At 61.2% G+C, this 24,536-nt stretch carries 26 protein-coding genes; 23 read left to right on the top strand and 3 right to left on the bottom strand.

What is annotated here, in order from left to right:
* The first annotated feature begins 3 nt into the window (after positions 1-3).
* The 13 genes from BN2154_RS08645 (at position 4) to BN2154_RS08585 (ending at position 12,992) form a co-directional block, all read left to right on the top strand.
* Positions 4-939 carry a Kae1-like domain-containing protein gene (locus tag BN2154_RS08645; protein WP_050618430.1) on the top strand — a complete coding sequence of 312 codons (936 nt, stop codon included), beginning with the start codon at positions 4-6 and terminating at the stop codon, positions 937-939.
* Complete coding sequence (gene xseA / locus BN2154_RS08640; RefSeq protein ID WP_050618429.1) at positions 936-2,177, top strand: exodeoxyribonuclease VII large subunit; 1,242 nt, start codon at positions 936-938, stop codon at positions 2,175-2,177. Before BN2154_RS08645 ends, xseA begins: the two co-directional genes overlap by 4 nt.
* Positions 2,152-2,388 carry an exodeoxyribonuclease VII small subunit gene (gene xseB, locus BN2154_RS08635; RefSeq protein ID WP_050618428.1) on the top strand — a complete coding sequence of 79 codons (237 nt, stop codon included), beginning with the start codon at positions 2,152-2,154 and terminating at the stop codon, positions 2,386-2,388. Before xseA ends, xseB begins: the two co-directional genes overlap by 26 nt.
* Before the next feature lies 1 nt (position 2,389).
* A complete protein-coding gene (locus BN2154_RS08630) occupies positions 2,390-3,268 on the top strand; it encodes a polyprenyl synthetase family protein (RefSeq protein ID WP_050618427.1) in 879 nt (292 codons plus the stop codon).
* A gap of 6 nt (positions 3,269-3,274) precedes the next feature.
* Complete coding sequence (locus tag BN2154_RS08625) at positions 3,275-3,748, top strand: divergent PAP2 family protein (protein WP_094762433.1); 474 nt, start codon at positions 3,275-3,277, stop codon at positions 3,746-3,748.
* Positions 3,749-3,851: 103 nt separating this feature from the next.
* Positions 3,852-5,699 carry a 1-deoxy-D-xylulose-5-phosphate synthase gene (dxs, locus tag BN2154_RS08620; RefSeq protein ID WP_050618426.1) on the top strand — a complete coding sequence of 616 codons (1,848 nt, stop codon included), beginning with the start codon at positions 3,852-3,854 and terminating at the stop codon, positions 5,697-5,699.
* Positions 5,665-6,504, top strand: coding sequence for a TlyA family RNA methyltransferase (locus tag BN2154_RS08615; RefSeq protein WP_050618425.1), 840 nt, complete (start codon positions 5,665-5,667; stop codon positions 6,502-6,504). Before dxs ends, BN2154_RS08615 begins: the two co-directional genes overlap by 35 nt.
* A 2-nt stretch (positions 6,505-6,506) precedes the next feature.
* Positions 6,507-7,367 carry an NAD(+)/NADH kinase gene (locus tag BN2154_RS08610; protein WP_242853778.1) on the top strand — a complete coding sequence of 287 codons (861 nt, stop codon included), beginning with the start codon at positions 6,507-6,509 and terminating at the stop codon, positions 7,365-7,367.
* A 5-nt stretch (positions 7,368-7,372) separates the two neighbouring features.
* Positions 7,373-7,825 (top strand): arginine repressor, encoded by a 453-nt coding sequence (locus BN2154_RS08605; RefSeq protein WP_050618423.1) that lies wholly within the window; start codon positions 7,373-7,375, stop codon positions 7,823-7,825.
* Between the two features lie 25 nt (positions 7,826-7,850).
* Complete coding sequence (recN, locus tag BN2154_RS08600) at positions 7,851-9,542, top strand: DNA repair protein RecN (RefSeq protein ID WP_050618422.1); 1,692 nt, start codon at positions 7,851-7,853, stop codon at positions 9,540-9,542.
* Positions 9,542-10,054 (top strand): YcxB family protein, encoded by a 513-nt coding sequence (locus tag BN2154_RS08595; protein WP_050618421.1) that lies wholly within the window; start codon positions 9,542-9,544, stop codon positions 10,052-10,054. Before recN ends, BN2154_RS08595 begins: the two co-directional genes overlap by 1 nt.
* Positions 10,055-10,448: 394 nt before the next feature.
* Positions 10,449-11,675, top strand: a complete 1,227-nt coding sequence (tyrS, locus tag BN2154_RS08590) for a tyrosine--tRNA ligase (RefSeq protein WP_050618420.1) — start codon at positions 10,449-10,451, stop codon at positions 11,673-11,675.
* A 201-nt stretch (positions 11,676-11,876) separates the two neighbouring features.
* A complete protein-coding gene (locus BN2154_RS08585; protein WP_242853725.1) occupies positions 11,877-12,992 on the top strand; it encodes an AI-2E family transporter in 1,116 nt (371 codons plus the stop codon).
* A 35-nt stretch (positions 12,993-13,027) separates the two neighbouring features.
* Here BN2154_RS08585 and dapB read toward each other — a convergent pair whose 3' ends face one another.
* From dapB to asd, 3 genes are all read right to left on the bottom strand, one after another.
* Positions 13,028-13,795 carry a 4-hydroxy-tetrahydrodipicolinate reductase gene (gene dapB / locus BN2154_RS08580; RefSeq protein ID WP_050619588.1) on the bottom strand — a complete coding sequence of 256 codons (768 nt, stop codon included), beginning with the start codon at positions 13,793-13,795 and terminating at the stop codon, positions 13,028-13,030.
* An 83-nt stretch (positions 13,796-13,878) separates the two neighbouring features.
* On the bottom strand, positions 13,879-14,769 hold the full coding sequence (gene dapA, locus BN2154_RS08575; protein ID WP_050618418.1) for a 4-hydroxy-tetrahydrodipicolinate synthase: 891 nt from the start codon (positions 14,767-14,769) through the stop codon (positions 13,879-13,881).
* A 6-nt stretch (positions 14,770-14,775) separates the two neighbouring features.
* Positions 14,776-15,861, bottom strand: a complete 1,086-nt coding sequence (gene asd / locus BN2154_RS08570) for an aspartate-semialdehyde dehydrogenase (protein ID WP_050618417.1) — start codon at positions 15,859-15,861, stop codon at positions 14,776-14,778.
* 226 nt (positions 15,862-16,087) lie between these two features.
* Between asd and BN2154_RS08565 the strand changes: the two genes are divergently transcribed.
* From BN2154_RS08565 to BN2154_RS08525, 10 genes are all read left to right on the top strand, one after another.
* A complete protein-coding gene (locus BN2154_RS08565) occupies positions 16,088-17,737 on the top strand; it encodes a SpoIID/LytB domain-containing protein (RefSeq protein ID WP_050618416.1) in 1,650 nt (549 codons plus the stop codon).
* Between the two features lie 22 nt (positions 17,738-17,759).
* Entirely contained in the window at positions 17,760-18,785 is a 1,026-nt protein-coding gene (queA, locus tag BN2154_RS08560) for a tRNA preQ1(34) S-adenosylmethionine ribosyltransferase-isomerase QueA (protein WP_050618415.1), read from the top strand.
* A 15-nt stretch (positions 18,786-18,800) separates the two neighbouring features.
* Entirely contained in the window at positions 18,801-19,055 is a 255-nt protein-coding gene (locus BN2154_RS08555) for a TfoX/Sxy family protein (protein ID WP_050618414.1), read from the top strand.
* Between the two features lie 22 nt (positions 19,056-19,077).
* The gene (gene tgt, locus BN2154_RS08550) at positions 19,078-20,208 is read left to right on the top strand and encodes a tRNA guanosine(34) transglycosylase Tgt (protein ID WP_050618413.1); all 1,131 of its coding nucleotides are present in this window, start codon (positions 19,078-19,080) and stop codon (positions 20,206-20,208) included.
* A gap of 127 nt (positions 20,209-20,335) precedes the next feature.
* Positions 20,336-20,617 (top strand): preprotein translocase subunit YajC, encoded by a 282-nt coding sequence (yajC, locus tag BN2154_RS08545; RefSeq protein ID WP_050618412.1) that lies wholly within the window; start codon positions 20,336-20,338, stop codon positions 20,615-20,617.
* 78 nt (positions 20,618-20,695) lie between these two features.
* Positions 20,696-21,112: a TIGR04086 family membrane protein gene (locus tag BN2154_RS08540; protein WP_094762431.1), complete on the top strand. Its 417-nt coding sequence runs from the start codon at positions 20,696-20,698 to the stop codon at positions 21,110-21,112.
* A gap of 64 nt (positions 21,113-21,176) precedes the next feature.
* Positions 21,177-21,320 (top strand): six-cysteine ranthipeptide SCIFF, encoded by a 144-nt coding sequence (scfA, locus tag BN2154_RS15260; protein WP_094762430.1) that lies wholly within the window; start codon positions 21,177-21,179, stop codon positions 21,318-21,320.
* A gap of 65 nt (positions 21,321-21,385) precedes the next feature.
* Positions 21,386-22,744: a thioether cross-link-forming SCIFF peptide maturase gene (scfB, locus tag BN2154_RS08535; protein ID WP_050618410.1), complete on the top strand. Its 1,359-nt coding sequence runs from the start codon at positions 21,386-21,388 to the stop codon at positions 22,742-22,744.
* 297 nt (positions 22,745-23,041) lie between these two features.
* Positions 23,042-23,842: a pyrroline-5-carboxylate reductase gene (gene proC, locus BN2154_RS08530; protein ID WP_050618409.1), complete on the top strand. Its 801-nt coding sequence runs from the start codon at positions 23,042-23,044 to the stop codon at positions 23,840-23,842.
* A 46-nt stretch (positions 23,843-23,888) separates the two neighbouring features.
* On the top strand, positions 23,889-24,518 hold the full coding sequence (locus BN2154_RS08525; RefSeq protein ID WP_050618408.1) for a hypothetical protein: 630 nt from the start codon (positions 23,889-23,891) through the stop codon (positions 24,516-24,518).
* Positions 24,519-24,536 lie beyond the last annotated feature (18 nt).

Genomic DNA, 24,536 nt, shown 5'->3' with positions numbered 1-24,536 from the left:
GGTATGCCGGTCTGTCTGGGAATCGACACCAGTAACTACACCACCTCAGTGGCCCTGTTCGACGGGATGAGAGGCTATAATCTGGGACGGCTGCTGGAGGTGCCCGAGGGGGCTTTGGGCCTGCGGCAGAGCGACGCGCTGTTCCAGCATGTAAAGCGGTTGCCCTTGCTGATTCATCAGCTCCGGACGGAGGGGAAACTGGACGCCCCGATCTCCGCCGTGGGGGCCAGCGTCAAGCCGCGATGGGTGGAGGGCTCCTATATGCCCTGCTTTTTGGCGGGGGAATCTCAGGGGCGGAGCCTGGCGGATCTGCTCCATGTCCCGTTTTATCCCTGCGCTCACCAGCAGGGACACATCGCCGCTGCGGCTTGGTCGGCGGGGCGTGCGGAGCTGCTGGACCGTCCCCATCTGGCATGGCATCTTTCCGGCGGCACTACGGAGCTGGTGCTGGTGGAGCCCGCCGGGGCCACGGTGGAGTGTACCTGCATCGGGGGCACCAGCGACATCTCTGCCGGCCAGCTCATTGACCGCGCGGGTAAGCTGCTGAAGCTGACCTTTCCCGCCGGGAAGGCTGTGGATGCACTGGCCCGCGGTGCGGAGGAGGTCCAGGGGTTTCCCGTCAAGGTAAAGGACTTAACATTTTCGCTGTCCGGGGTGGAGAACCAGGTTAAGGCACAGGCAGAAAACGGGACCGATCCGGCCCGGATCGCGCGGTTTGTCCTGGAGACGGTCGCCGGAGCGGTGGTCCGTACCACCCGGGCGGCGCTGGAGCGTTACCCCGGCCTGCCGGTGCTCTGCTCCGGGGGCGTGGCCTCCAATGGACTGCTCCGGGGGCGGATGACGGACGCGGTGTTTGCCCCGCCGCAGTATTCCACCGACAACGCCCTGGGCGTGGCCATCCTGGCCGGTCGGGCCCTGAAACAGGAGGCGAGCACATGAGCATCCAGGGGCGTGTTTACAGCGTATCCCAGGTCAATGGCTATATCAAAGACCTGCTGGACCGGGACGGACTTCTGTCCGGCCTCTTTGTCCGCGGGGAGATCTCCAACTATAAGATGTACCCCTCTGGGCACCACTACTTTTCCATGAAGGACGAGGGGGGCGCCATCCGGTGCGTCATGTTCCGCCGGGAGGCGTCCCGGCTTCGGTTTCGGCCGGAAAACGGGATGAAGGTGGTGGCCTTTGGCCGGGTGGCTGTCTTTCCGCGGGACGGACAGTACCAGCTTTACTGCCAGGAGCTCTCTCCGGATGGCGTCGGAGACCTGCATGTGGCCTTTGAACAGTTGAAGGAAAAGCTCTTTCGGGAGGGACTTTTCGACCAGGGCCATAAGCGGCCGATTCCCCGGTATCCCCAAAGGATCGCCCTGATTACCTCACCCGCGGGGGCGGCAGTGCGGGATATGCTGCGCATTCTGGGGGCACGCTGGCCCCTGGCTCGGATCGTGCTGCTGCCGGTACGGGTCCAGGGGGTGGAAGCGCCGGGCGAGATCGCCTCGGCCCTTCGGTATGCCGATCAGCACCGGGTGGCCGACCTCATCATCACCGGCCGGGGCGGCGGCTCCATGGAGGACCTGTGGGCGTTCAACGACGAAGGCGTGGCACAGGCCATCTACGACTGTGAGACTCCCGTTATCTCCGCGGTGGGGCACGAGCCCGACGTGACCATTGCGGATTTCGTGGCTGATCTGCGGGCGGCTACACCTTCCAACGCGGCGGAACTGGCGGTGCCCGATCAGAACGAGCTGTTCGCGGCGCTGTTCCAATACGAAGCGCGGCTGGAACAGGCCATGGGGAGCAGGCTGGAGCGTAACCGGCGGGAGCTGGAGCGTCTGGGCAGGGCCCGGGCCCTGCAGGACCCGCTGTACTACATCCAGGACCGGAGGATGCTGCTGGACTACCAGAGCCGCCGCCTGGTCCACGGGCTCCGCGGCACGCTGGCGGTGGAGCGGGAACGCTTTGCCCGGCTGGCCGCGGCGCTGGATGCGCTCAGCCCCCTGAAGGTGCTGGGCCGGGGCTATGCTCTGACCACCGACGGGGCGGGGCGGGTACTTGCATCCGTGTCCGGCGTGGAGCCGGGAGACAATGTGACGGTGCGCCTGGCGGACGGAGCCCTCCGCTGTCGGGTGGAGGCCAAGCAAGGAGGAGAGAACGATGGCGGAAAAAAAGAGGTCCTTTGAGGAGAGCATGGCCCGCCTGGAGGAGATCGTGACCCAGTTGGAAAAGGGGGAGGCCCCTTTGGAGGAATCCCTCAAGCTGTTTGAGGAGGGTACCTCGCTGATGAAGCAGTGCTCCGGCCTGCTGGATAAGGCTGAGCAGAAGGTGGTCAAGCTCTCGGCGGGGCCCGGCGGGAAGCCGGCGGAAGAGCCTTTTCTGCCCGGGGAGGGATGATATGGACTATCGAAAGCAGCTAGATGAAGATGTCGCCCTGATCGAGGCCCGCCTCAAGGAGCGTTTTCGGGCGTGCGAGCCCATGGCCGGTTTGTATGACGCCATGGAGTACAGCCTTTTGGCAGGCGGTAAGCGGGTGCGGCCCGTTCTGACTCTGGAGGTCTGCCGTATGTGCGGCGGGGACCCGGTCCAAGCTCTGCCCTTTGCCTGTGCGGCAGAGATGATCCATACCTATTCTCTGATCCATGACGATCTGCCCTGCATGGATGACGACGACCTCCGGCGGGGCCGCCCCACCAACCACAAGGTATTTGGGGAGGCTATGGCGGTCCTGGCGGGAGACGGCCTGCTGACCGCCGCCTTTGAAACTGCGCTGGAGGGGGGCGAATGCCTGCCTGCGGAGCGGGTGACGGCGGCGTGTGCCTGCCTGGCGAGGGCCGCCGGAGCCCGGGGCATGGTAGGCGGCCAGGCGCTGGACATGGCGGCGGAGGGACGCAGCCTGCGCCAGCAGGAGCTGGAGCGGCTTCAAGCCCTCAAGACCGGAGCGCTGATCGCAGCCGCCGCAGAGATGGGCTGCATCGCGGCGGGCGGAGACGAGCTGGAGCGGGCGGCGGTGCGCCGCTATGCTCAGAAGCTGGGCTTGGCCTTCCAGATCCGGGACGATATGCTGGACGTGGTGGGGGACGAGCAGACACTGGGCAAGAGCATTGGCTCCGACAGCGCCAATGAGAAGACCACATTCTACACCCTTAAGGGCCTGGATGCCTGCCGGGAGCTGGTGGAAACGCTGACCCGGGAAGCGGAAGAGGCGCTGTCCACATTTGAGGAACGCGGCTTTTTGTGCTGGTTGGCGGATCAATTGGCGGGACGGGAGAAGTGATGTGAGATGCCTGAATATAATCTGCCCAACTACCATATGGGAAATCTGATCCTGGTGCTCTCTGCCATTGCGTGGGCTTCCGCTCAGGTGCTGAAGGTTGTGGTGGTGCTGATCACCAGACGGCGGCTGGACTGGCGGTACATCTGGGCCAGCGGCGGGATGCCAAGCTCCCATTCTGCCTTTGTCTGCGCCTGCGCCAGCACCACAGGGATGCTCTACGGCTGGTCCTCGCCGCTGTTTGCCATTGCCGCCGTGGTGGCCATCGTTGTGATGTACGACGCCTCCAATGTCCGCCGGGCGGCCGGCGAACAGGCTAAGATCCTCAACTACATGATGGACCACTGGATGGAGATGAAGCCCGCCCTGTTCAGCAAGGAGCTCAAAGAGCTGCTGGGGCATACGCCGATCCAAGTCTTGGCGGGCGGCCTGCTGGGTACGGGGATCGGTCTGCTGGGGGCCTGGCTGGTCGTAGGCGTATAAGTACATTTGCGGTTTTTTATTCAATATGCTATACTATTTATGAGAACATAGGGACCGGCAAGAGCGGCTATGGGGAGTATCCCGCCGCGCCGGGAGGTGCGCCTTGATAGAATTCGATGAGATTCCTGACCTGCATCACATCAGCGATGCGGAAGCGGAAGCCCTCTGCGCCCGCCTGAGGGCCCGGCTGCTGGATGTGGTATCCCGCACCGGAGGGCATTTGGCCTCCAATTTGGGGGCGGTGGAACTGACGGTGGCCTTTCACCGGGTCTTTGACACTGGCCGGGACCGGCTGGTGTTCGACGTGGGACATCAGTGCTACTGCCATAAAATCTTGACCGGCCGGGACGGGCTGATGGATACCCTGCGGACTTTTGGAGGGCTGTCCGGCTATCCGAAGCCGCAGGAAAGCGTCCACGATGCCTTTATCGCCGGGCATGCCTCCAATTCGGTGTCTGTAGCCCTGGGTATGGCCCGGGCGAGAACGCTGAAAGGGGAGAATTACCATGTGGCTGCCCTGCTCGGCGACGGCGCGCTGACCGGCGGCCTGGCCTATGAGGGGCTGTCCAATGCCGGCGAGAGCGGCGAGCCCATTCTGGTCATTCTCAACGACAACGGAATGTCCATCACGAAAAATGTGGGCGGCGTGGCGGAGCATCTGGCCCATCAGCGGCTGAAGCCGCAGTACCTGCGGTTCAAGAAGGGCTACCGGCGGGCCATGGCAATCCTGCCGGGGGGCAAGCATATTTATAATGTGACGCATCAGATCAAAAAGGCGATTAAGGAGACTCTGCTGCCCTGCAGCATGTTTGAGGACATGGGCTTTACCTATCTAGGGCCGGTGGACGGACACGATGTGCGCGGCCTGACCCGCCTTTTGAGCTACGCGCGGGATTTGGAAACGCCGGTCCTGCTCCACGTCAGAACGGTAAAGGGGAAAGACTATCCACCTGCTGAAAAGAATCCCGATGCGTTTCATGGGGTATCCAGGTTCTGCATCCAGACCGGAGAGGCCCTTCAGCCCTCCAAGCCCAGCTTCTCAGGTGCCTTCGGAGCCGCTATGTGCGCTCTGGCAGAGCAAGAAAGCCGCCTGTGCGCCATCACAGCCGCCATGCGGGACGGAACCGGGCTGAAGGAATTTTCACGCTGCCATCCGGACCGGTATTTTGATGTAGGGATTGCAGAGGGGCATGCTGTCGCAATGGCCGCCGGGATGGCCAAGGAGGGGGCGGTGCCGGTGCTGGCGGTCTATTCTTCCTTCCTGCAGAGAGGGTATGACATGCTGCTCCACGATGTGGGCATTCAGGGCCTGCATGTAGTGTTTGGCGTTGACCGCGCTGGCCTGGTGGGAGAGGACGGTGAGACCCACCACGGCCTGTTTGACGTGGCCTATTTGGCCACGGTACCCGGGATGACGGTGCTGGCCCCCGCCAGCTTTGCCGAGTTGCGCTCTATGCTGTTCCATGCGGTCCGGGAAGAGAAGGGGCCGGTGGCCCTGCGCTACCCCCGGGGAGGCGAGTCCGCCTATCATTCGGACCACTGGGGCGAAAAGACAGTGATATTGGAGGCCGGACAAGGAATTACACTTGTCACATATGGGACGCTGACCGGCGAGGTTCTGGCGGCGGCGGAGCGGCTGAGGCAGGATGGATACTCCCCGGAGGTCATTAAGCTCAACCAGATCCACCCGTTGGATTGGAAGCCGGTGCTGGCCTCGGTCACCCGTACGGGCCGCCTTTTGGTCGCTGAGGAGTGCGCCGCCATGGGCTGTGTGGGAGAGCGAATTGCCGCCGGGTTGGCCATGGCGGGCCTGGCGCCCCGAGCCATGGCACTGTGTAACACCGGAGCGCATTTTATCCCGCAGGGGACGGTGGCGGAACAGAAAAAGCTCTGTGGGCTGGATGTCAGCTCGCTGTATGAGAGGGCATTGGAGGTCTTGCGGCGTGGGTAAAAAACGTCTGGACGTGTTGCTGTGTGAACGGGGTATGGTGGAGAGCCGCCAGCGGGCCCAGGCGCTCATCATGTCCGGCCTGGTTTTTATGGGCGACCAGCGGATGGATAAGGCGGGCATGGCGGTGGACGAGTCGGCGGAGCTCCGGATCCGGGGACAGGAGCTGACCTATGTGAGCCGCGGAGGGCTCAAGCTGGAAAAGGCGATGAAGACGTTTCCCATCCGGCTTCAGGGGGCGGTGTGCGGCGACATCGGCGCTTCAACCGGAGGGTTTACCGACTGCATGCTCCAAAACGGGGCGGAGAAGGTTTACGCCGTGGACGTGGGCTATGGGCAGTTGGCCTGGAAGCTCCGCAGCGATCCGCGGGTGGTCTGCCTGGAACGGACCAACGCCCGCTATCTGACCCATGAGCAGGTGCCGGATGCGTTGGACTTCGCCAGTGTGGACGTGTCCTTTATTTCGCTGCGGCTGATTTTACCCGCTCTCCGGGGATTGCTCAAGCCGGGGGGACATGTGGTGTGTCTGGTAAAGCCGCAGTTTGAGGCAGGCCGTGAAAAGGTGGGAAAAAAGGGCGTGGTGCGGGAGCCGGGCGTCCATCTCGAGGTGCTGGAGCGGTTTTTGCTCCACGCGGCAGAGGCAGACTTTTCTGTAAAGGGATTGACCTTTTCACCAATCCGAGGACCGGAGGGCAACATCGAATACCTGGGCTACCTGTCCACGGGGGCAGGAGAAGCCTGCTGCGGCGACCTGGCGGCCCTGGTGGCAGAGTCCCACAGCACGCTCGAGGGGGGGAAGCACGCTTGAAGGTGGTATTGAGCCCCAACCCGTACCGGGACCGGGGGTTGAAGGCGGCGCTCCGCGCCAGCGCCATCCTGGAGCAGGGTGGAATCGAGACCAGTATGTGCCTGCCCTTTTCACTGGACAGCGGCAGCCGGGTGGAGCTGCCCAGCCAGCAGGAATTCCGGGCGATGCAGGCAGAGCTGAAGAACGCCGATATGCTGATTTGTTTTGGGGGGGACGGCACGATCCTCCACGCGGCCCGGGACGCCATCGCCCATAAGGTCCCCGTGCTGGGCGTGAACATGGGCAGCGTGGGGTTCATGGCGGAGCTGGAGCACAGCGAGCTTGATCTGCTGAGCCGTGTCGCGGAGAAAAAGTATACGCTGGAGCCCCGTATGATGCTGGACGTGGTGATCCGCCGGGGAAAGGATATCGTCTGCCGGGACCTGGCGCTCAACGACGCGGTCATCACGAAGGGAGCGGTGGCCCGGGTGATCGATCTGGACGTTTCGGGCGACGGCGTGCCCATCTACGATTTTTCCGGCGACGGTGTGATTTTGTCCACGCCTACCGGCTCTACGGCGTATTCCATGTCGGCGGGCGGTCCCATCGTGGAGCCCACGGCGGAAAATATCATCGTCACGCCCATCTGCGCCCACGCCCTCCACGCCAAATCCCTGGTGCTGGACCGGAGCCGGGTGGTGCGCGTGAAAATCGGCCGGCTGTCCCGCAAAAGCGCCCATCTGTCGGTGGACGGCGGCAGGGCGTTTAAGCTGTGCAGCAGTGATGTGGTGGAGGTCCGGCGCTCCAAATGCGTCACACAGGTAGTGCGGCTGACGCAGAGGAGCTTTTATGAAATCATCAATCAGAAATTGGGAAGGGGCTGAGGCGCGTGAAATCCAAACGGCAGGCGGAGATTTTGCGCATCATAGAGGAAGTGGACGTGGAGACGCAGGACCAGCTTCTCGCGGAACTCAAGGCAAGAGGGGTAAGCTCGACCCAGGCCACCATTTCCCGGGACATCAAGGAACTGCATCTGATCAAGGAGCTCACCAGCTACGGCACCTACAAGTATGTGGTGTCCGGCCGCAAGACCTCGTTGAATTTTGCCGGACGGCTGCGGACCATTTTCAAGGAGGGAGTCACCTCCTTTGACCGCGCGCAGAATATCGTGGTTCTCAAGACGATGCCCGGCTTGGCCTCCGCAGCCTGCGCGGCCATTGACGGCATGGAGATCAGCGGTCTGGTGGGCAGTCTGGCGGGAGACGATACCGCCTTGCTGATCATGCGGGACAACGAAAAAGCGGCGTCCTTCTGCGAAGAGATCCACACCATGCTGAATTGAAGTCCGTGAAAAGGGGGGTGGCGGCGTGCTTTCCCTGCTCCACATTGAGAATATTGCGGTGATCGAGTCGGCAGACATTCCGTTCGGCTCTGGTTTCAACGCCCTGACGGGTGAGACGGGCGCCGGCAAGTCCATCGTGGTGGATGCCATTGGCGCCATCATCGGCGAGCGGACCTCCCGGGATCTGATCCGCACCGGAGCTAGGTCGGCTTTTGTCAGCGCGGAGTTTACCGGCCTGCCTGACCTGGCTTGGTTTCGGGAAAACGGAGCCGGGCCGGACGCGGAGGGCGTCCTGCTCCTCCAGCGGGAGATCCAGGCGGACGGGAAGAACCTTTGCCGCCTGAACGGGCGCCCGCTGACGGTCTCCCAGCTCCGGGAGCTGGGCCGACAGCTTTTGAACATCCATGGTCAGCACGATGGACAGCAGCTTTTGGACCCGGCCTGTCATCTGGACTATCTGGACCGCTTTGGGGGACTGGAGCCGGCTCTGGCGGCGTTTCGGGCGGCCTATGACGCTGTGAACGCTATCCAGCGGGAGATGACGGCCCTTCAGATGGATGAGGCGGAGAAATCCCGCCGGATTGACAGCCTCCAATACCAGATCGGCGAGTTGGAGCGGGCCGATTTGAAGGAGGGCGAGGATGAGACCCTGAACGCCAGGCGGAACGTACTGCGCAACGCGGGCAGGCTCATCGAAGCGGTGGAGGGGGCCTGCCAGGCTCTGACCGGCGACGATGAACGGGAGGGAGCCGTGGCCCTCATCATGGAAGCGGAGCAATCGCTGGCCTCTGCGTCGGCCATCAGCGAGGAGGTGGCGGATCTGCGGGGAAAGGCGGCTGAGCTGCGCTATGCCGCCGACGATCTGGCCGAGCTGGTCCGGGACCTGCGGGACCGCTTTGATGTCGCGCCCGGCGAGCTGGACCAGGTGGAAGGCCGCCTGGACGTAATCTACCGGCTGCGGAAGAAATACGGAGATACGGTGTCCGACATGCTCTCTTACCTGGAGCATTGCCGCAGGGAGCTGGATGAGATGCGGTTTTCCAGCGATACCCTGGCTCGCCTGGAGAAAAAGCTGTCCAGTTCTCTGAAAACAGCGAGGGAGAAAGGGAAACTGCTTTCCACGTCCAGGCAGGAGGCGGCCCGGGCTCTGGAGGAGCGCATCCAGAGAGAGCTGCGGCAGTTGGATATGCCAAAGGTCCAGTTTCAAGTGGATTTTGCGCCCAAGGCCGGGGAGCACGGCATGGACGCCACCGGAATGGACGAGGTGCAATTCTTGATGTCGGCCAACGTGGGGGAGGCGCTTAAGCCCATCCAGAAGATCGCCTCCGGCGGCGAGCTGGCCCGCATCATGCTGGCGCTGAAAAATGTATTGGCGGAAAACGATGATGTAACTACGCTGGTCTTTGACGAGGTGGACACCGGAGTCAGCGGTCGGGCCGCGCAGAAGGTGGCTGAGAAGATGGCCGACGTGGCCCGGACCAAACAGGTGCTGTGCGTCACTCATCTGCCTCAGATTGCCGCCATGGCGGACACCCACTTCTCCGTGGAGAAGGGAGAGCGGGACGGCAGGACCTATACGGCGGTGGAGCGGCTCACGCCGGAACGGCGGCGGGAGGAATTGGCGCGCCTCACAGGCGGGGCCCGCATCACGCCCGCCATGCTGGCCGGGGCCGGAGAGCTGCTGGCGGCGGCCCAGGCGTACAAAAGAGGGGTATAATGGAAATCGAGGTTGCCTTCCAGCTCTCCCGGAGCGAGTATGTCCGGGCGCTGCGGTTTTGTCTGCGCAAACGCCATCTGGTGAGCTGGATACAGCTTCTGACCATCGCCGTGGCGCTGGCTCTCGCGGTGGTGATGGCACGGGTGATGGAACGGGTGAGTGTCCTGTGCACAATGCTCTTCGTGCTGGCGGTGATGCTGGCGGTCTACAGCCTGTATCAATACCTACTCAAGCCCGGCCGCATCTTCGACCGAGACCCGATGCTGCACCGGGAGGTCCGGTTCCGCTTTAACGGGGAGGACATCGCCCGGCAGGACGGCGAGGTCGCCGTGCTGCTGGACTGGCGGGTATCGAAGGTCTGGCGGAACAGAGACTTTTATTTCCTCTTTGAGGGGAAGGAGAGCTATATCCTTCTGCCTAGATGGGCGTTTGGTTCCGCAGAGGAGGAAAAACAGTTTGAACGGCTGGTACTGGTGGCCAATCCCGGGGTGGCATGGAGGAATTTTGGTTGACAATTGAGGCGGCATGTGCTAGAATGCCGTCACAACAACGCGAGGATGAGGAAGAGTAGCGGCATGGCTGTCTGCCCAGAGAGCCCCCGGCTTGGTGGAAGGGGGAGAGGGGCCGGCCGTGAATACCCCTCGGAGCGGCCGCCTGAACCGAGAGCAGTAGGGTGAGTCGGGAAGCGCCCGTTACAGCGCTGCCGTGTGATGGCACGGCGTGAGGCCCCGTCCGCGAGGGGGGGAGCGAACCAGAGGTGGTACCGCGTTTTTGACGCCCTCTGTCCGAAGGGACAGGGGGTGTTTTTGCGTATTGGGAGGATGGCGGAATTCCTCCCAGACAAGCAGCCCGGGCGGTGGAGGCCGTCTGGACAGTCCACAAAAAGGAACGTAAGGAGTATGAACAATGACCATTTACGACGAATTAAAGGCCCGTGGGCTCATTGCACAGGTGACCGACGAAGAAGAGATCAAGGAGCTCATCAACAACGGAAAGGCCACTTTTTATATCGGCTTTGATCCCACAGCGGATTCCCTCCATGTGGGGCATTTTATGGCGCTGTGCCTGATGAAACGGCTCCAGCAGGCGGGCAATCGTCCCATCGCTTTGGTGGGTGGCGGAACGGGTATGATCGGAGATCCCTCCGGACGCACCGATATGCGTACCATGATGACACCCGAGACCATTCAGCACAACTGTGACTGCTTCAAAAAGCAGATGAGCAAGTTTATTGACTTCTCTGAGGGCAAGGCCCTGATGCTCAATAATGCCGACTGGCTGATGAAGCTCAATTATGTGGAGCTGCTCCGGGAGGTGGGGGCCTGTTTCTCCGTCAACAACATGCTGCGGGCCGAGTGCTACAAGCAGCGCATGGAGAAGGGGCTTTCGTTCCTGGAATTCAACTATATGATTATGCAGAGCTACGATTTCTACCACATGTTCCAGACGGTGGGATGTAACATGCAGTGCGGCGGCGACGACCAGTGGTCCAACATGCTGGGCGGTACGGAGCTCATCCGGCGCAAGCTGGGCAAGGATGCCTACGCTATGACCATCACCCTGCTCCTCACCTCCGAGGGCAAGAAGATGGGAAAGACCCAGTCCGGCGCCGTGTGGCTGGACCCGGAAAAGACCACCCCCTATGATTTCTACCAATACTGGCGCAATGTGGGCGACGCCGACGTGCTCAAGTGTCTCCGCATGCTGACCTTCCTGCCTCTGGAGCAGATCGACGAGATGGATCACTGGCAGGGCGAGCAGCTCAACCGCGCCAAGGAAATTCTGGCCTTTGAGCTGACCAAGCTGGTCCACAGCGAGGCGGAGGCACAGAAAGCACAGGACGCGGCCCGTGCCCTGTTTGCCGACGGCGGGGACAAGGCGCACATGCCGACGACCACGCTGACCGCCGGAGACTTTACCGAAGGCGGGATCGGCGCGCTGGACCTGATGGTCAAGTGCGGCCTGGCAGCCTCCAAGGGCGAGGCCCGCCGCTTGGTCCAGCAGGGCGGTCTGACCGTCAATGGGGAAAAGGTCTCCGACCCCTCCGCCGTCTTTGCCGTGGAGCAGTTTAGTGGGGACGGCCTCATGCTGAAAAAGGGCAAAAAGGTATTCCACCGGGCGGTGGCGGAATAGGATCATAACGGCCCGGAGCGTCGGCTCCGGGCCGCTATGATCTTCATAAAAGATTAAACATATTTATAAAAAGATGCGTTAGACTTTATCCGACAGACATGGTACAATGGGCACAGTTCCAATGAACACCCGGAAAGGGGATGGATTGCCATCAAAAAGAAGCCCTGGCCTCTGGACTCCAAGACCTTATCCAACCTGATTGTGGTGCTGCTGGGCATTACCTTCTTTTTTGCCCTCTACCGTTTCGACGAGGTGCGGGCAAAGATCAGCATGGTGATGGGGGTGTTTATGCCCTTTATCACAGGGTTTGCCATCGCCTATCTGCTCAATTCGCCCATGTGCTTTTTTGAGCGCACCCTTTACCGGAACCTCCGTTATCGGCGTGGACTGTCCATCGTTACAGTTTACCTGCTGGGTGTGGCCATTCTGTCCATCCTGCTCAATCTGATCATACCCCAGGTCGTGCAGAGCATCACAGACCTGATGGTCAACATGCAGACCTATCTGGAGCAGCTCAACACTCTGGTGCAGTCCCTCATAGCCCGATTCCACCTGGAGGGAGAGGGAATCACCGACCTGGTGATCTCCTATCAGGAGCTGATGAATAAGATCACCCGTCTGGCCTCCGACGCCATGCCAAAAATCCTGAATTTCGGCGTGGCGGTGGGCAGCGGTGTGGTCACGGCGATCACTGCGCTCATCTCCTCCATCTATATGCTGGCAGGAAAGGGCCGGCTGGTGCCGCAGTTGAAAAAGCTCACCTACGCCATCGCGCCAAAGACCAGCGCCGAGCGCTTCCTCAGTGTCTGTTCCAGAGCGAACGGGGTATTCGTGGGCTTTATCAACGGTAAGCTTATTGACTCTGCGATCATCGGGGTGCTCTGCTTCATCCTGACGATGATTTTTCGTATCCCCTATCCCGTCCTGGTCAGCGTGGTTGTGGGCGTCACCAACATCATCCCGTTCTTTGGTCCCATCATCGGGGCGGTGCCCTGTGTTATGATTCTGCTCATCGTGGACCCGTGGGCCGCAGTGCGCTTCGGCATCCTGGTCATTGCACTGCAGCAGTTTGACGGCAATATCCTGGGTCCCAAGATTTTGGGAGACAGCACGGGGCTGTCCGCCATCTGGGTGCTGGTAGCCATCGTGGTCGGCGGCGGGCTGTTCGGTTTCCCGGGGATGCTGTTGGGCGTCCCAACCTTTGCGGTGCTCTACTCCCTGGTGCGGGAGTGGACCAACGCCAGGCTGGAGAGCAAGGGCATCGACGGAGACGGAAATCCGTTGCCCACAAGCAGGGGAACAGAAGAAGAGAGCTGAAAAGAGCTCCGGCCCCGCGGGGCCGGAGCTCTTTTTTACTCTGCGACAGAGGCAACCAAATCCGACATGCTGTAGAGTCCAGGGCGCTGGCCGGGAGCCGCCAAAAAACGCGCCGCCCGGAGCGCGCCGCTGGCGAAAATCTCACGGGATTGGGCGGAATGGCGCAGTTCGATGACTTCGTCCCGCCCCGCAAAGATGACCTCGTGCTCTCCTACGATGGTTCCGCCCCGCACCGAGGAGATCCCGATCTCATCGCAGCCTCTGGGCTGACGGACACTGTGGCGGTCATAGATATATTGCGACGGCTGAGACCGCGCGGAGGCTGCGGCGCCGGCCAGCATGAGGGCCGTACCGCTGGGGGCGTCCACCTTGCGGTTGTGGTGGCGCTCTACAATCTCAATGTCATAGCCCTCCAGGACGGCGGCGGCTTTTTTGACCAGGGCTTGGAGGACGCTGACGCCCAGGGACATATTGGCGGAGCGGAAGATGGGGATGGCTGTGGCCGCCGATTCAATCTCAACCAGTTGAGTCTCGCTGAAGCCGGTGGTGCACAGCACGAGGGGGAGCCTCCTGGCCGTGCAGAAGGCCAGCAGGGGGGTGAGGGCGGCGGTACTGGAGAAGTCCACGACCACGTCGGCCTCGCCGGAAAATTCAGCGGGGGAGGAGAATACGGGGAATTCCCGGTCGGCAGTTCCCAGAAGATCGAAGCCGGCGGCAACGGCAAGGTCCGGATCGGCCTCGCAGAGGGAGGAGACGACGCGGCCCATGTGGCCGTTGCAGCCGGAAATAATAAGCTTGAGCATATAATTTTCACAGTCCTTTCTGCGGTCCATATGGCGGTGGGGCGGCCCGCAGCGGGCCGCCCCACCGGGCGTTTTTCCAAGGTTCAGCGAAGCAGGCCGATGCGGGCCATGGCAGCCTTCATCTTTTCCAGATTGCTCTCCGACATGTCGCACAGAGGCAGACGCAGTCCTCCGGCCTCCATGCCGATCAGATTCATGGCAGCCTTGACGGGAATGGGATTGACCTCCAGGAAGAGGGAGTCGATGAAATCCATGTTTTCGATTTGCAGCTTGGAGGCGGACGCATAATCTCCGGCCAGGCAGAGGTGGGTCATATCTACCATCAGCTTGGGCGCCACATTGGCCACAACAGAGATGACACCCTTGGCGCCCAGGGCCATCATAGGCACGGTTTGGTCGTCGTTGCCCGACCAGACGTAGAAATCATCGCCGCACAGGTGGCGGGTGTGAGCCAGCAGGGAGAAGTTGCCGGAGGCCTCTTTGACACCGTTGATTCGGGGGTTCTGCGACAGGACCTGATAGGTCTCGGCGGTAAAGGAGACGCCGGTACGGGAGGGAACGTTGTAGAGGATGATGGGCAGCTCCACCCGGTCGGCGATGTACTCATAGTGCCGGATAAGGCCGGCCTGGGAGCACTTGTTATAGTAAGGGGTGACATGGAGCAGGGCGTCGGCACCGGAGTCCTGCGCGTGCTGGGAGAGGTAGACGGCGGCGGAAGTATCGTTGCTGCCCGCGCCAGCGATGACTTTGACCCGGTGGTTGATGTACTTGACGCTGTGCTCCACCACCGCGATGTGCTCGCGAAGGCTGAGAGTAGAACATTCGCCGGTAGTGCCGCAGACACAGATGGCGTCCACTCCGGCCTCGATCACATGGTCGATCAGCTTTTCCAGCGCGGTATAGTTGACGGCACCGCTGGCGTCGAAGGGGGTGACGATGGCAGGACAGGCGCCGGTAAATACGGGGTTTCTCATGGGGGATTACCTCCTTGTAATATACCCCTCGGCGCAGAGCAGCTCGGCAAGCTCGACCGCGCCGCCTGCTGCGCCGCGGAGTGTGTTGTGGGACAAACAGACAAACTTATAGTCGTACTGCGTATCGGGGCGGAGCCGCCCGATGGACACGGCCATGCCGCGCTCCAGGTCCCGGTCCAACCTGGACTGGGGGCGGTCGGGCTCCTCAAAATAGTGCAGGAACTGCTTCGGGGCCATGGGGAGTTGAAGCTCCTGGGGGCGGCCCTTGAATTCCGCCCAGATGGCCTTCATTTCGTCCATCGGGGGCTTTTTCGCAAAATCCACAAAAACTGCAGCAGTGTGCCCGTTGGAGACGGGAACGCGGAGGCATTGAGCCGTAATGGCCGGCTTCACGGCGTTGACGATGACGCCGTTTTCCACATGGCCCCAGACCTTCATGGGCTCCTGCTCAGACTTCTCCTCTTCGCCGCCGATGTAGGGGATCAGATTATCCGCCATCTCCGGCCACGTCTGGAACGTCTTACCGGCGCCGGAGATCGCCTGGTATGTGCAGACCAGGATCTTCTCCAGACCGAAACCGCGCAGGGGATGAAGAGCGGGCACATAGCTCTGGATGGAGCAGTTGGACTTGACTGCGATGAACCCGCGCCGCATCCCCAGTCGCTTTCGCTGTGCCTCCACCACTTTAATATGCTCGGGGTTCAATTCCGGAATCACCATGGGCACGTCGGGCGTCCAGCGGTGGGCGCTGTTATTCGAGACCACCGGGCACTCCTGCTGGGCATACTGCTCCTCCAGCGCCTTGATTTCCTCTTTTTTCATGTCCACAGCGGAAAAAACGAAATCCACCTGGGCGGCAATGGCGGCTACGTCGGCCTCAGCGTTCATCACCACCAAGTTTTTGGCCTGCTCGGGGATGGGGGTATCCATAGCCCAGCGGCCGCCCACGGCCTCTTCATAGGTTTTGCCCGCAGAGCGGGGGCTGGCCGCGATGACCTTCAGTTCAAACCAGGGATGGTTTTCCATCAAAGTCACAAAGCGCTGTCCCACCATGCCGGTGCCGCCGATCACGCCAACCTTGTACTTTTCCATGCTGCAGACCTCCATTGTCTCGTTATTACCATTCTATACCGGAAGCAGGTCAGAGTTTCCCCTCCCTCGGAGAAAACAGCAGTTGAAAGAGGGACAGAACCTGTAGTATAATGACAAAACTGGATATTTCCCGCGAAGATTTTGTCGGTGAGTTTGTATATTTGGTATATCCTAACACAATTCTTTACTACTGTAAACCGGCGATTCAGAGAAATGGAGCGGCCACATGGGCAAAAAAATCATACAATTTGCGGCGATTCTTTTTGCTGCGGTCATATGTCTGTCCGGTGTAGTCTCAGCAGCGGACGCGGCGGAGCAGGATGTGATACGGGTGGGGCTGTTTTACGGAAGCAGCGCCCTGCCCGGCGCCAACCTGCTCAACGATGTGGGTACGGGCTATCGTTTCGGCTATTTGGACGGGGACGCGCGGTTCTGCCCGGTGGGCAGCACGGGGGAGAGCGCCATCTCCGTGGTCAAGACCCAAAACGTCTATTACGGCAAGGTGGGGGACTGGGCCGGGTATTATGACACCATCACCTCCGACATTGCGGTGGGCTGCTGGCACGTCCAGCTCCCGACGGCATACGGCACCTTTGAGGCGGCGCAGGAGGCGGCCGTGTCGGTGTCCGGCGGGTTTCCGGCCTGGATAGAAGGGACATACTATGTGCGGGTGGGGGCCTATCTCACCAGTGGCGAGGCCAACGCCGCGGCAGCCGCCCTGGGCGCGGCGGGAGCTGAGGCGGTTGGCACCAGCAGCAGCGGTGTCTCGGTGGTCCGGACCGGCACCAGCCGGGTCCTCTTCCAGTTCGACGGAGGCGCAGGCGTCTCGCTGGCGGTCCGTCCCGGCCTGGAGGACGGTGTCAAAACCGTCACCCACTTCCGGGGCTACCGCTATTATGGGGACTTCCAATACCAGCGCCGCTCCGGAGGAAACCTCACGGTGGTCAACTTCGTGCCCATGGAGGACTATGTCAACTGCGTGATCTCCCGGGAGATGAGCAACTCCTGGCCGCTGGAGGCGCTGAAGGCGCAGGCGGTATGCGCGCGCACCTATGCCGCCATGAATCGGAACAAGCACAGCTCCAACGGCTTCGATGTCTGCGGGAGTACCGACTGTCAGGTCTATTTTGGTACGGCCTGGACGGGAACGAACACCGCCCGGGCGGCGGAGGAGACGGCGGGAAAGCACGTCTGGTACGGCGGCCGCATGGCACAGACCTTTTACTTTTCCTGCGACGGCGGCGCCACCGAGAGCGTGGGCAACGTCTGGCGGTCAGATGTGGACATGCCCTATCTGAAGGGAGTCGTGGACCCCTACGAGGCCGATGTGGCCAGCCAAATCGAAAAATACACCTCCACTGTCACGTTTACCAAACGGGAACTGAAGGAGCTGCTTCACTCCAAAAATTACATGTGTGCCGACGTGGTGGATTTTCGGGTCACCGAGACGACGCCCACCGGCAATGTGCTTACCGTAACGGTGTTCGACGCGGCGGGGAAGAGCTGGTCCTTTTCCAAGGAAAAGGCCCGCACCTTTTTCGGGCTGCGGTCCCAGCGCTACACCATCTCTGGCAGCGGGGCTGGCTACTATGTGAATAAGGATGGCGTTTTGCCCTCCATGAGCGGCGTCTACGCGGTAAACGGCAGCGGAAACGTAAGCCAGGTGCCCTCCGGCTCTATGCCCTATGTGGTCACCCGCGACGGAATCGCCCGGATGGAGGGAGAAGCCGCGTCGGGGAACACCTTCACCGTCACCACCTACGGCTGGGGCCACAACGTGGGGATGAGCCAGTGGGGGGCGAATGCCATGGCCAGGCGGGGCCATACCTATGAGGAAATCCTCAAATTTTATTTTACCGGCGTTGAGGTCCGGTAAGGAAAGCAGTGACATAATCTTTATGAAGACATCCGATTTTTACTATGATTTGCCGCCGGAGCTCATCGCGCAGACGCCGCTGGAGCGGCGGGATGGTTCCCGCCTGCTGACGCTGGACAAGCGCACCGGGGAGACCGGCCACGGACATTTTTACGATCTGCCCCGGCTGCTGCGGCCGGGGGACTGCCTGGTGATGAACGACTCCCGGGTGCTGCCCGCCCGGCTGCTGGGACGCCGGGAGCCCACCGGCGGGGCGGCAGAGGTGCTGCTGCTGGTGGATCGGGGCGATCAGGTGTGGGAGTGCCTGGTCCGGCCCGGGCGGAAGGTGAAGCCGGGGACGCGGCTCTCCTTTGGGGAAGGTGCGCTGACGGCCGAGGTCCTGGAGGCCCTGGAGGGAGGCAATCGGCTGATTCGCTTCGACTATGAGGGGATCTTCCTAGAGACCCTGGAGCGGCTGGGAAAAATGCCGCTGCCCCCCTACATCAAGAAAGAGCTCAACGACCCGGAGCGCTACCAGACGGTGTATTCCAGACAGGTGGGCTCCGCCGCCGCTCCCACGGCCGGGCTCCACTTCACCAGAGAGCTCCTGGATCAGATCCAGGCCATGGGAGTCAGCCTGTGCTACGTGACGCTGCACGTGGGCCTGGGGACCTTCCGGCCGGTGAAGGAGGACGAGATCACCGACCATGAGATGCACGCGGAGTACTGCATGATCCCGCAGGAGACGGCGGACATTATCAACCGGACCAAGCAAACCGGCGGGCGGGTCGTCTGCGTGGGGACCACCTCCTGCCGGACCATCGAGTCCTGGGCCGGTGAGGACGGCACCCTGAAGGCCTCCGCGGGCTGGACCGATATTTTCATCTATCCGGGCTATCGGTTCAAGGTGCTGGACGCGCTGGTCACCAATTTTCATCTGCCGGAGTCCACGCTGGTCATGCTGGTCTCGGCGCTGGCGGGCCGGGAGCACATTCTGGCGGCCTATGAGGAGGCGGTGCGGGAGCGCTACCGTTTCTTTAGTTTTGGCGATGCGATGTTCATTTACTAGAGGGAGGAGAAATCCATGAACCGATTGACGGACCTGCCCAACATCGGCCCTGTGCTTGCGGCCAATCTGCGGAAGATCGGCGTGGAGACGCCGGAACAGCTCCGTAAGCTGGGGAGCATGGAGGCTTTGCGCCGCATCCGGGTCCAGGTGGACCCCGGCGCCTGTCTGAACCAGCTTCAAGCGCTGGAGGGGGCTATAGAGGGCATCCCCAAAAAGGAACTGGCCGCAGAGAAAAGGGAAGAGCTGAGGGCCTTCTTCCAGACTTTATAGAGAAATGTAGGAGTAAACGTGCATGTTTGAAGTCATCAAAACCGAAGGCCGCGCCCGGCGGGGCGTTTTTACCTGTGCTCATGGCACGGCGCAGACCCCGGTGTTTATGAACGTAGGGACTCAGGGGGCCATCAAGGGGGCGGTCTCCGCCCATGATCTGGCGGAGATCGGCTGCCAGATCGAATTGTCCAATACCTATCACCTCCACCTCAGGCCGGGAGACGAGGTGGTGCGGGACCTGGGGGGGCTCCACAGATTCATGGACTGGAAGGGGCCGATCCTGACCGACAGCGGTGGGTTTCAGGTGTTCTCCCTCTCCGGCCTGCGGAAGATCACCGAGGAGGGGGTCACCTTCGCCTCTCACATCGACGGGCGGCGCATCTTCATGGGGCCGGAGGAGTCCATGCGCATCCAGTCCCATCTGGGCTCCGATGTGGCCATGGCCTTTGACGAATGTGTGGCCAACCCGTCTACCTATGAGTATGTCAAGCCCTCCTGTGAGCGGACTTACCGCTGGCTGGTGCGCTGTAAGGAGGAGCACGAGAGGCTCAACGCCCAGCCCGGCGCGGTCAATCCGCATCAGATGCTGTTCGGCATCAACCAGGGGGGGACTTACCCCGACCTGCGCGTGTGGCATATGGACGCGATCGCCAAGCTGGACTGCGACGGCTACGCCATCGGCGGTCTGGCGGTGGGGGAGGAGACCCAGGTGATGTACGACATCATCGACGCGGTGGAGCCCCACATGCCGGCGGACAAGCCCCGCTATCTGATGGGGGTGGGCACGCCCTCCAACATCATTGAGGGCGTGGCCCGAGGGGTGGATTTCTTCGACTGCGTGATGCCGGCCCGCAACGCCAGGCACGCCAAGCTCTTCACCTGGGAGGGGGCCATGAACATCAAAAATGAGAAGTACAAGCTGGATGAGCGGCCCATCGACCCCAACTGCGGCTGTCCCGCCTGCCGCTCTTTCTCCCGGGCCTATCTCCGCCACCTGTTCGTGGCAGGAGAGATGCTGGCCATGCGCCTGGCCGTCCTGCATAACCTCTGGTTCTACAACGAGCTGACCGCCCGCATCCGTCAGGCGCTGGATCAGGGGTGCTTCCAGGCGTTTCGGCACATGTACTCCCAGAAACTGGATGGACGGATTTGAAACGGGGTCAAAAGACGCAAAATTTTGAAAAAGGCTTGTCAATTATGACCGCAACCTGTATAATATACTGCAATGCCGTGTACCGGCCGGCACAAACGACACGCTAAAATCACTGGAGGGAATTACTTTGGAGCAGTTCGGAACCATTGGTATGATTGTAGTGATGCTGGTCATCTTCTACTTCATGCTCATTCGCCCGGAGAACAAGAAGAAAAAACAGCTCAACGAGATGCGAAACTCCCTGAAGGTAGGGGATGAAATCACCACCATCGGCGGCATCCTCGGCACGATCTGCGCCGTAAAGGATGAGAGCATCGTCATCGAGACCGGCGCGGACCGTGTACGGATGGAGTTCGCCAAGTGGGCCATTTCCACCAAGGGCGCCCAGACCACCGAAGAGACGAAGTAACATTCCTTTCGAACAAAATAGCATGACAAGCACCCTCCCCGCATAGGCTGTACAAAGCTGTTGCGAGGAGGGTGTTTTATGCGCAAGACGGAAGAGGATCAGGGGACGCGGCTGGTCCGGGCCATGACCAATATTCTGCTGGGCGGCGTCGTCGCGCTGGCGGTCTGCCTCATGTTCCTGTTCCTGTGCTCGATCGGAATCTCAGGCGGCTGGCTTCAGGAGGGGCTGATGTACCAGATGGCGGTGGTGAGCTGCGTGATCGGCGGCTTTGCCGGTGCGATGACAGCGGTGCGGCGCTGGGGCTCCCGGGCCCTGATCGTGGGCCTGGCGGTCGGAGCGGTGTTCTTCCTGCTGCTGCTCACCGTGGGCGTCCTGCTGTTTGAGAGCATGTCCTTGGAGGCGGGCGGACTGGGTCTGCTGTGCGGGGGATTGTGCGGCGGCGCGGCGGCCGGACTGATGGGCTCCAAGCCAAAAAAGAAGCGGAGAAAAAAATAAGATTGAAAAACATGGGATGCTGTGCTATAATTCACCCAAATGCTACATATAGGGGGGAGATACCATGACCCATATCAAAACGCTCAACGGCGCCACGCTGAAGCAGAGCGCTGCCCACGGCGGCTGCGGCGAGTGCCAGACCTCTTGTCAGTCTGCCTGCAAGACCTCCTGCACCGTTGCCAACCAGAAGTGCGAGAACAACCAGTAAGATTCTGAGACGATTGGAAAGGGTGGGGGTCCCCACCCTTTTTCCATGCCCGAAAGGAAAGAAAGATGGTACATACATTTGAAGCCCTCGGCGTCAAACTCGCCGTGGACGTAAACAGCGGGGCCGTCCATGTACTGGACGACCTGACCTACCGCCTGCTGCCCCTGGTGGAGCCCCCCATGGCAGAGCACTGTCCGCCGGAGCTCCTGGCTCGGCTACCCGAATACCGCACAGAGGCGGTGGAGGAGGGATGGCAGGACCTGCGGGAGCTGGCCGGGAACGGGCTGCTCTTTGTGGAGGATGACTATGTGGACCCCGCGGCGGCCACCGCCCTGCAGCAGTCCGCCCCCATCAAGGCCCTTTGCCTCCACGTCTCCCACGACTGCAACCTGCGCTGCCAGTATTGTTTTGCGTCCACCGGCGACTTCGGTACCGGTCGGAAGATCATGGACATTGAGACCGCAAAACGGGCCATTGATTTTGTCATCCAGCGCTCCGGCAGCCGCCGGAATATTGAGGTGGACTTCTTCGGCGGCGAGCCGCTGATGGCGATGGATACCGTCAAGGCCACAGTAGCCTATGCACGCTCCATCGAGAAAAAGGCCGGTAAGTGTTTCCGCTTTACGATTACCACCAACGGAGTCCTGCTGGACGATGAGAACATCGACTACATCAACCGGGAGATGTCCAACGCCGTCCTTTCACTGGACGGGCGGCCCCAGGTCAACGACCGCATGCGCAAGACGGTCAACGGGAAGGGGAGCTATGAGGTTATTGTTCCCAAGTTCCAAAAGCTGGTGGCGGGCCGCGGGACTAAGGACTACTACCTGCGGGGCACCTTTACCCACTATAATCTGGACTTTGCCGAGGATGTCATGCATATGGCGGACCTGGGCTTCCGCAACGTCTCTGTGGAGCCGGTAGTGGGGAAGGAGACCTGCGGCTATGCGCTGAAGGATGAGGATCTGCCGGTGGTTCTGGAGCAGTATGAGAAGCTGGCGGAGAAGCTGAAGGACCGGACCGACGTGAACTTCTTCCACTTCAATGTGGACCTGGCCCAGGGCCCCTGCGTCATCAAACGGCTGCGGGGCTGTGGGGCGGGCTGCGAGTATGTGGCCGTCACGCCGGAAGGGGACATCTACCCCTGCCACCAGTTTGTGGGCAATCCCGCGTACAAAATTGGAAGCCTGTCCGACGGCAGCTTCGATATGGAGCTGTCCCATCGGTTCTCCTGCCTGAACATCTACACCAGGGAGGAGTGCCGGGACTGCTGGGCCCGCTTCTATTGCAGCGGCGGATGCAGCGCCTCTAATCTGCTCGTAAATGGAGACATAAAAAAGCCCAACCATGTGGGGTGCGAGATGGAGCGCAAACGGCTGGAGTGCGCCATTGCGTTAAAGGCCCTGGCAGCCGGTATGGGCTGATAGCTTATACAAAATGTAATTATACAGAGAGTATACCATGGCCCGCGGCGGCTATCCTGCGGGAAATAGCAAAATCTTGCGGTTGCAAATGCTGAAAGCACTATATTTAGATAAGGAGCTGGGCGGTGCGCGATACACCGCCCAGCTCCTTATCCTTGCGATTTACATAATTCAGTATACATAATGCATTGACATAATACACAAAAATGATAAAATCCCCTGGAAGCCATTGCATATTGCAGTAGCTTCGATTATAGTATTTACACCATTTGAGAAAAAGAAAGAGGAATACTTGCCATGGATGAGCTGATTTTGGGCTTTATCGGGGCTGGAAATATGAATTCCGCCATATTGAACGGGGTGCTGTCCCAGGGCCTGGTCGCGCCCGGACAGGTCTGGCTCTCCAATCGCAGTGAAGGCAAGCTGGCCTCTTTTCGGGAACGGGGCGTCCATACGACCACCGACAACCGCCGGGTGGCGGAGCAGGCCAGCGTGATCGTGCTGGGCATCAAGCCCCAAATGTTTGGGGATGTGCTTCCCAGACTGGGCTGTGTGACGGCTGGCAGGTGTGTGGTATCCATCGCGGCGGGCGTTTCCACCGCCTACCTGCGGGAAATGCTGCCCGGCGCCCACGTGGTGCGTGCAATGCCCAACACGCCGCTGATGGTGGGGGTGGGCGCCACGGCGGTGGCGGAAGCGCCGGACGTACCGCCTGCGCTTTTTCAGACGGTGCTGAAGCTCTTTTCCGCGGCTGGCGAGGTGGCGGTGATCCCCGAGGGGCAGATGGACGATATCATCAACGTGAACGGCTCTTCTCCCGCCTGGTTTTTCCGCATGGCCGAGGTCATGGTCCAGCGGGCGGTCTCGGTGGGGATCGACGCCGGTACTGCCCTGCGGTTGACGGCCAAGACCATGGAGGGGTGCGCCAAGCTGCTACAGGAGAGCGGAAAAACTCCGGGAGAGCTGCGCAGACAGGTCTGCTCGCCCGGCGGAACGACGCTGGCCTCTCTTTCGGCCTTCGATGAGCTGAACTACGAGGGTCTCATGCTGGAGGCCATGCGCCGCTGCACCCAGCGATCCAGGGAGCTGGGCCGGTAATAATCCCAACGCTTGTCTCATAGGCTGTCAGAGAGAGGTGACGGCCATGGGAGTGAGAAAGCGTATCGTGAGGATATGGGATGTACCGGCAGGCGGCATATTGCCCGCTTTGGTGGTCGTGTCCGCCGCCTTTGCTTTGGGCGGTGTACTGGGCTGCGGGCTGGCCGCTCAGGTAGGCGGCGGCGGAGGCGATATGCTGCGCGCCTATGTAACGGGGTATCTGACCGCCGCCCGGGCCGGTGAGGCGGTGCCGCCTCATATGTTATCCGTGGTCTGGAGCACCATACGCTGGCCGGTCTTTGCTGTTTTGATGGGCTTTACGGGGCTGGGGCTGCTGGGCATCCCAGTGCTGTTTTCCATACGGGGCTTTCTGCTATCCTTCGCCATCACCTCCTTTGTGCGCATGTTCGGCGGCGTGGGCGGGGTGCTGGCCTTCCTCACCTTTGGCGTTACGGGGCTGGTGGCCATTCCCGTCCTGTTTGTGCTGGGGGTGCAGAGCTTGGCGGCGGCCCGGCTGCTGGCCGGGCGATTTTTGGGAGACGGCAAGCGGAGTTTGCCCTTTGGCCGGGCGTATTGGGTGCGGTGCGGCCTGTGCAGCGCCGCGCTGTGTCTGTGTGCGCTGCTGGAGTATGCGGCAGTGCCCGCGCTGGTCCGGCTGGTGTCCCCGCTGTTTTGAATCCTGGAGTAGAGAAGG

This window comes from Intestinimonas massiliensis (ex Afouda et al. 2020) (genome assembly GCF_001244995.1).
GTDB classification, from domain to species: Bacteria; Bacillota; Clostridia; order Oscillospirales; family Oscillospiraceae; genus Intestinimonas; species Intestinimonas massiliensis.
Note: the sequence above shows the minus strand (reverse complement) of the source record. Positions and strands in the feature narration are given on the sequence as shown.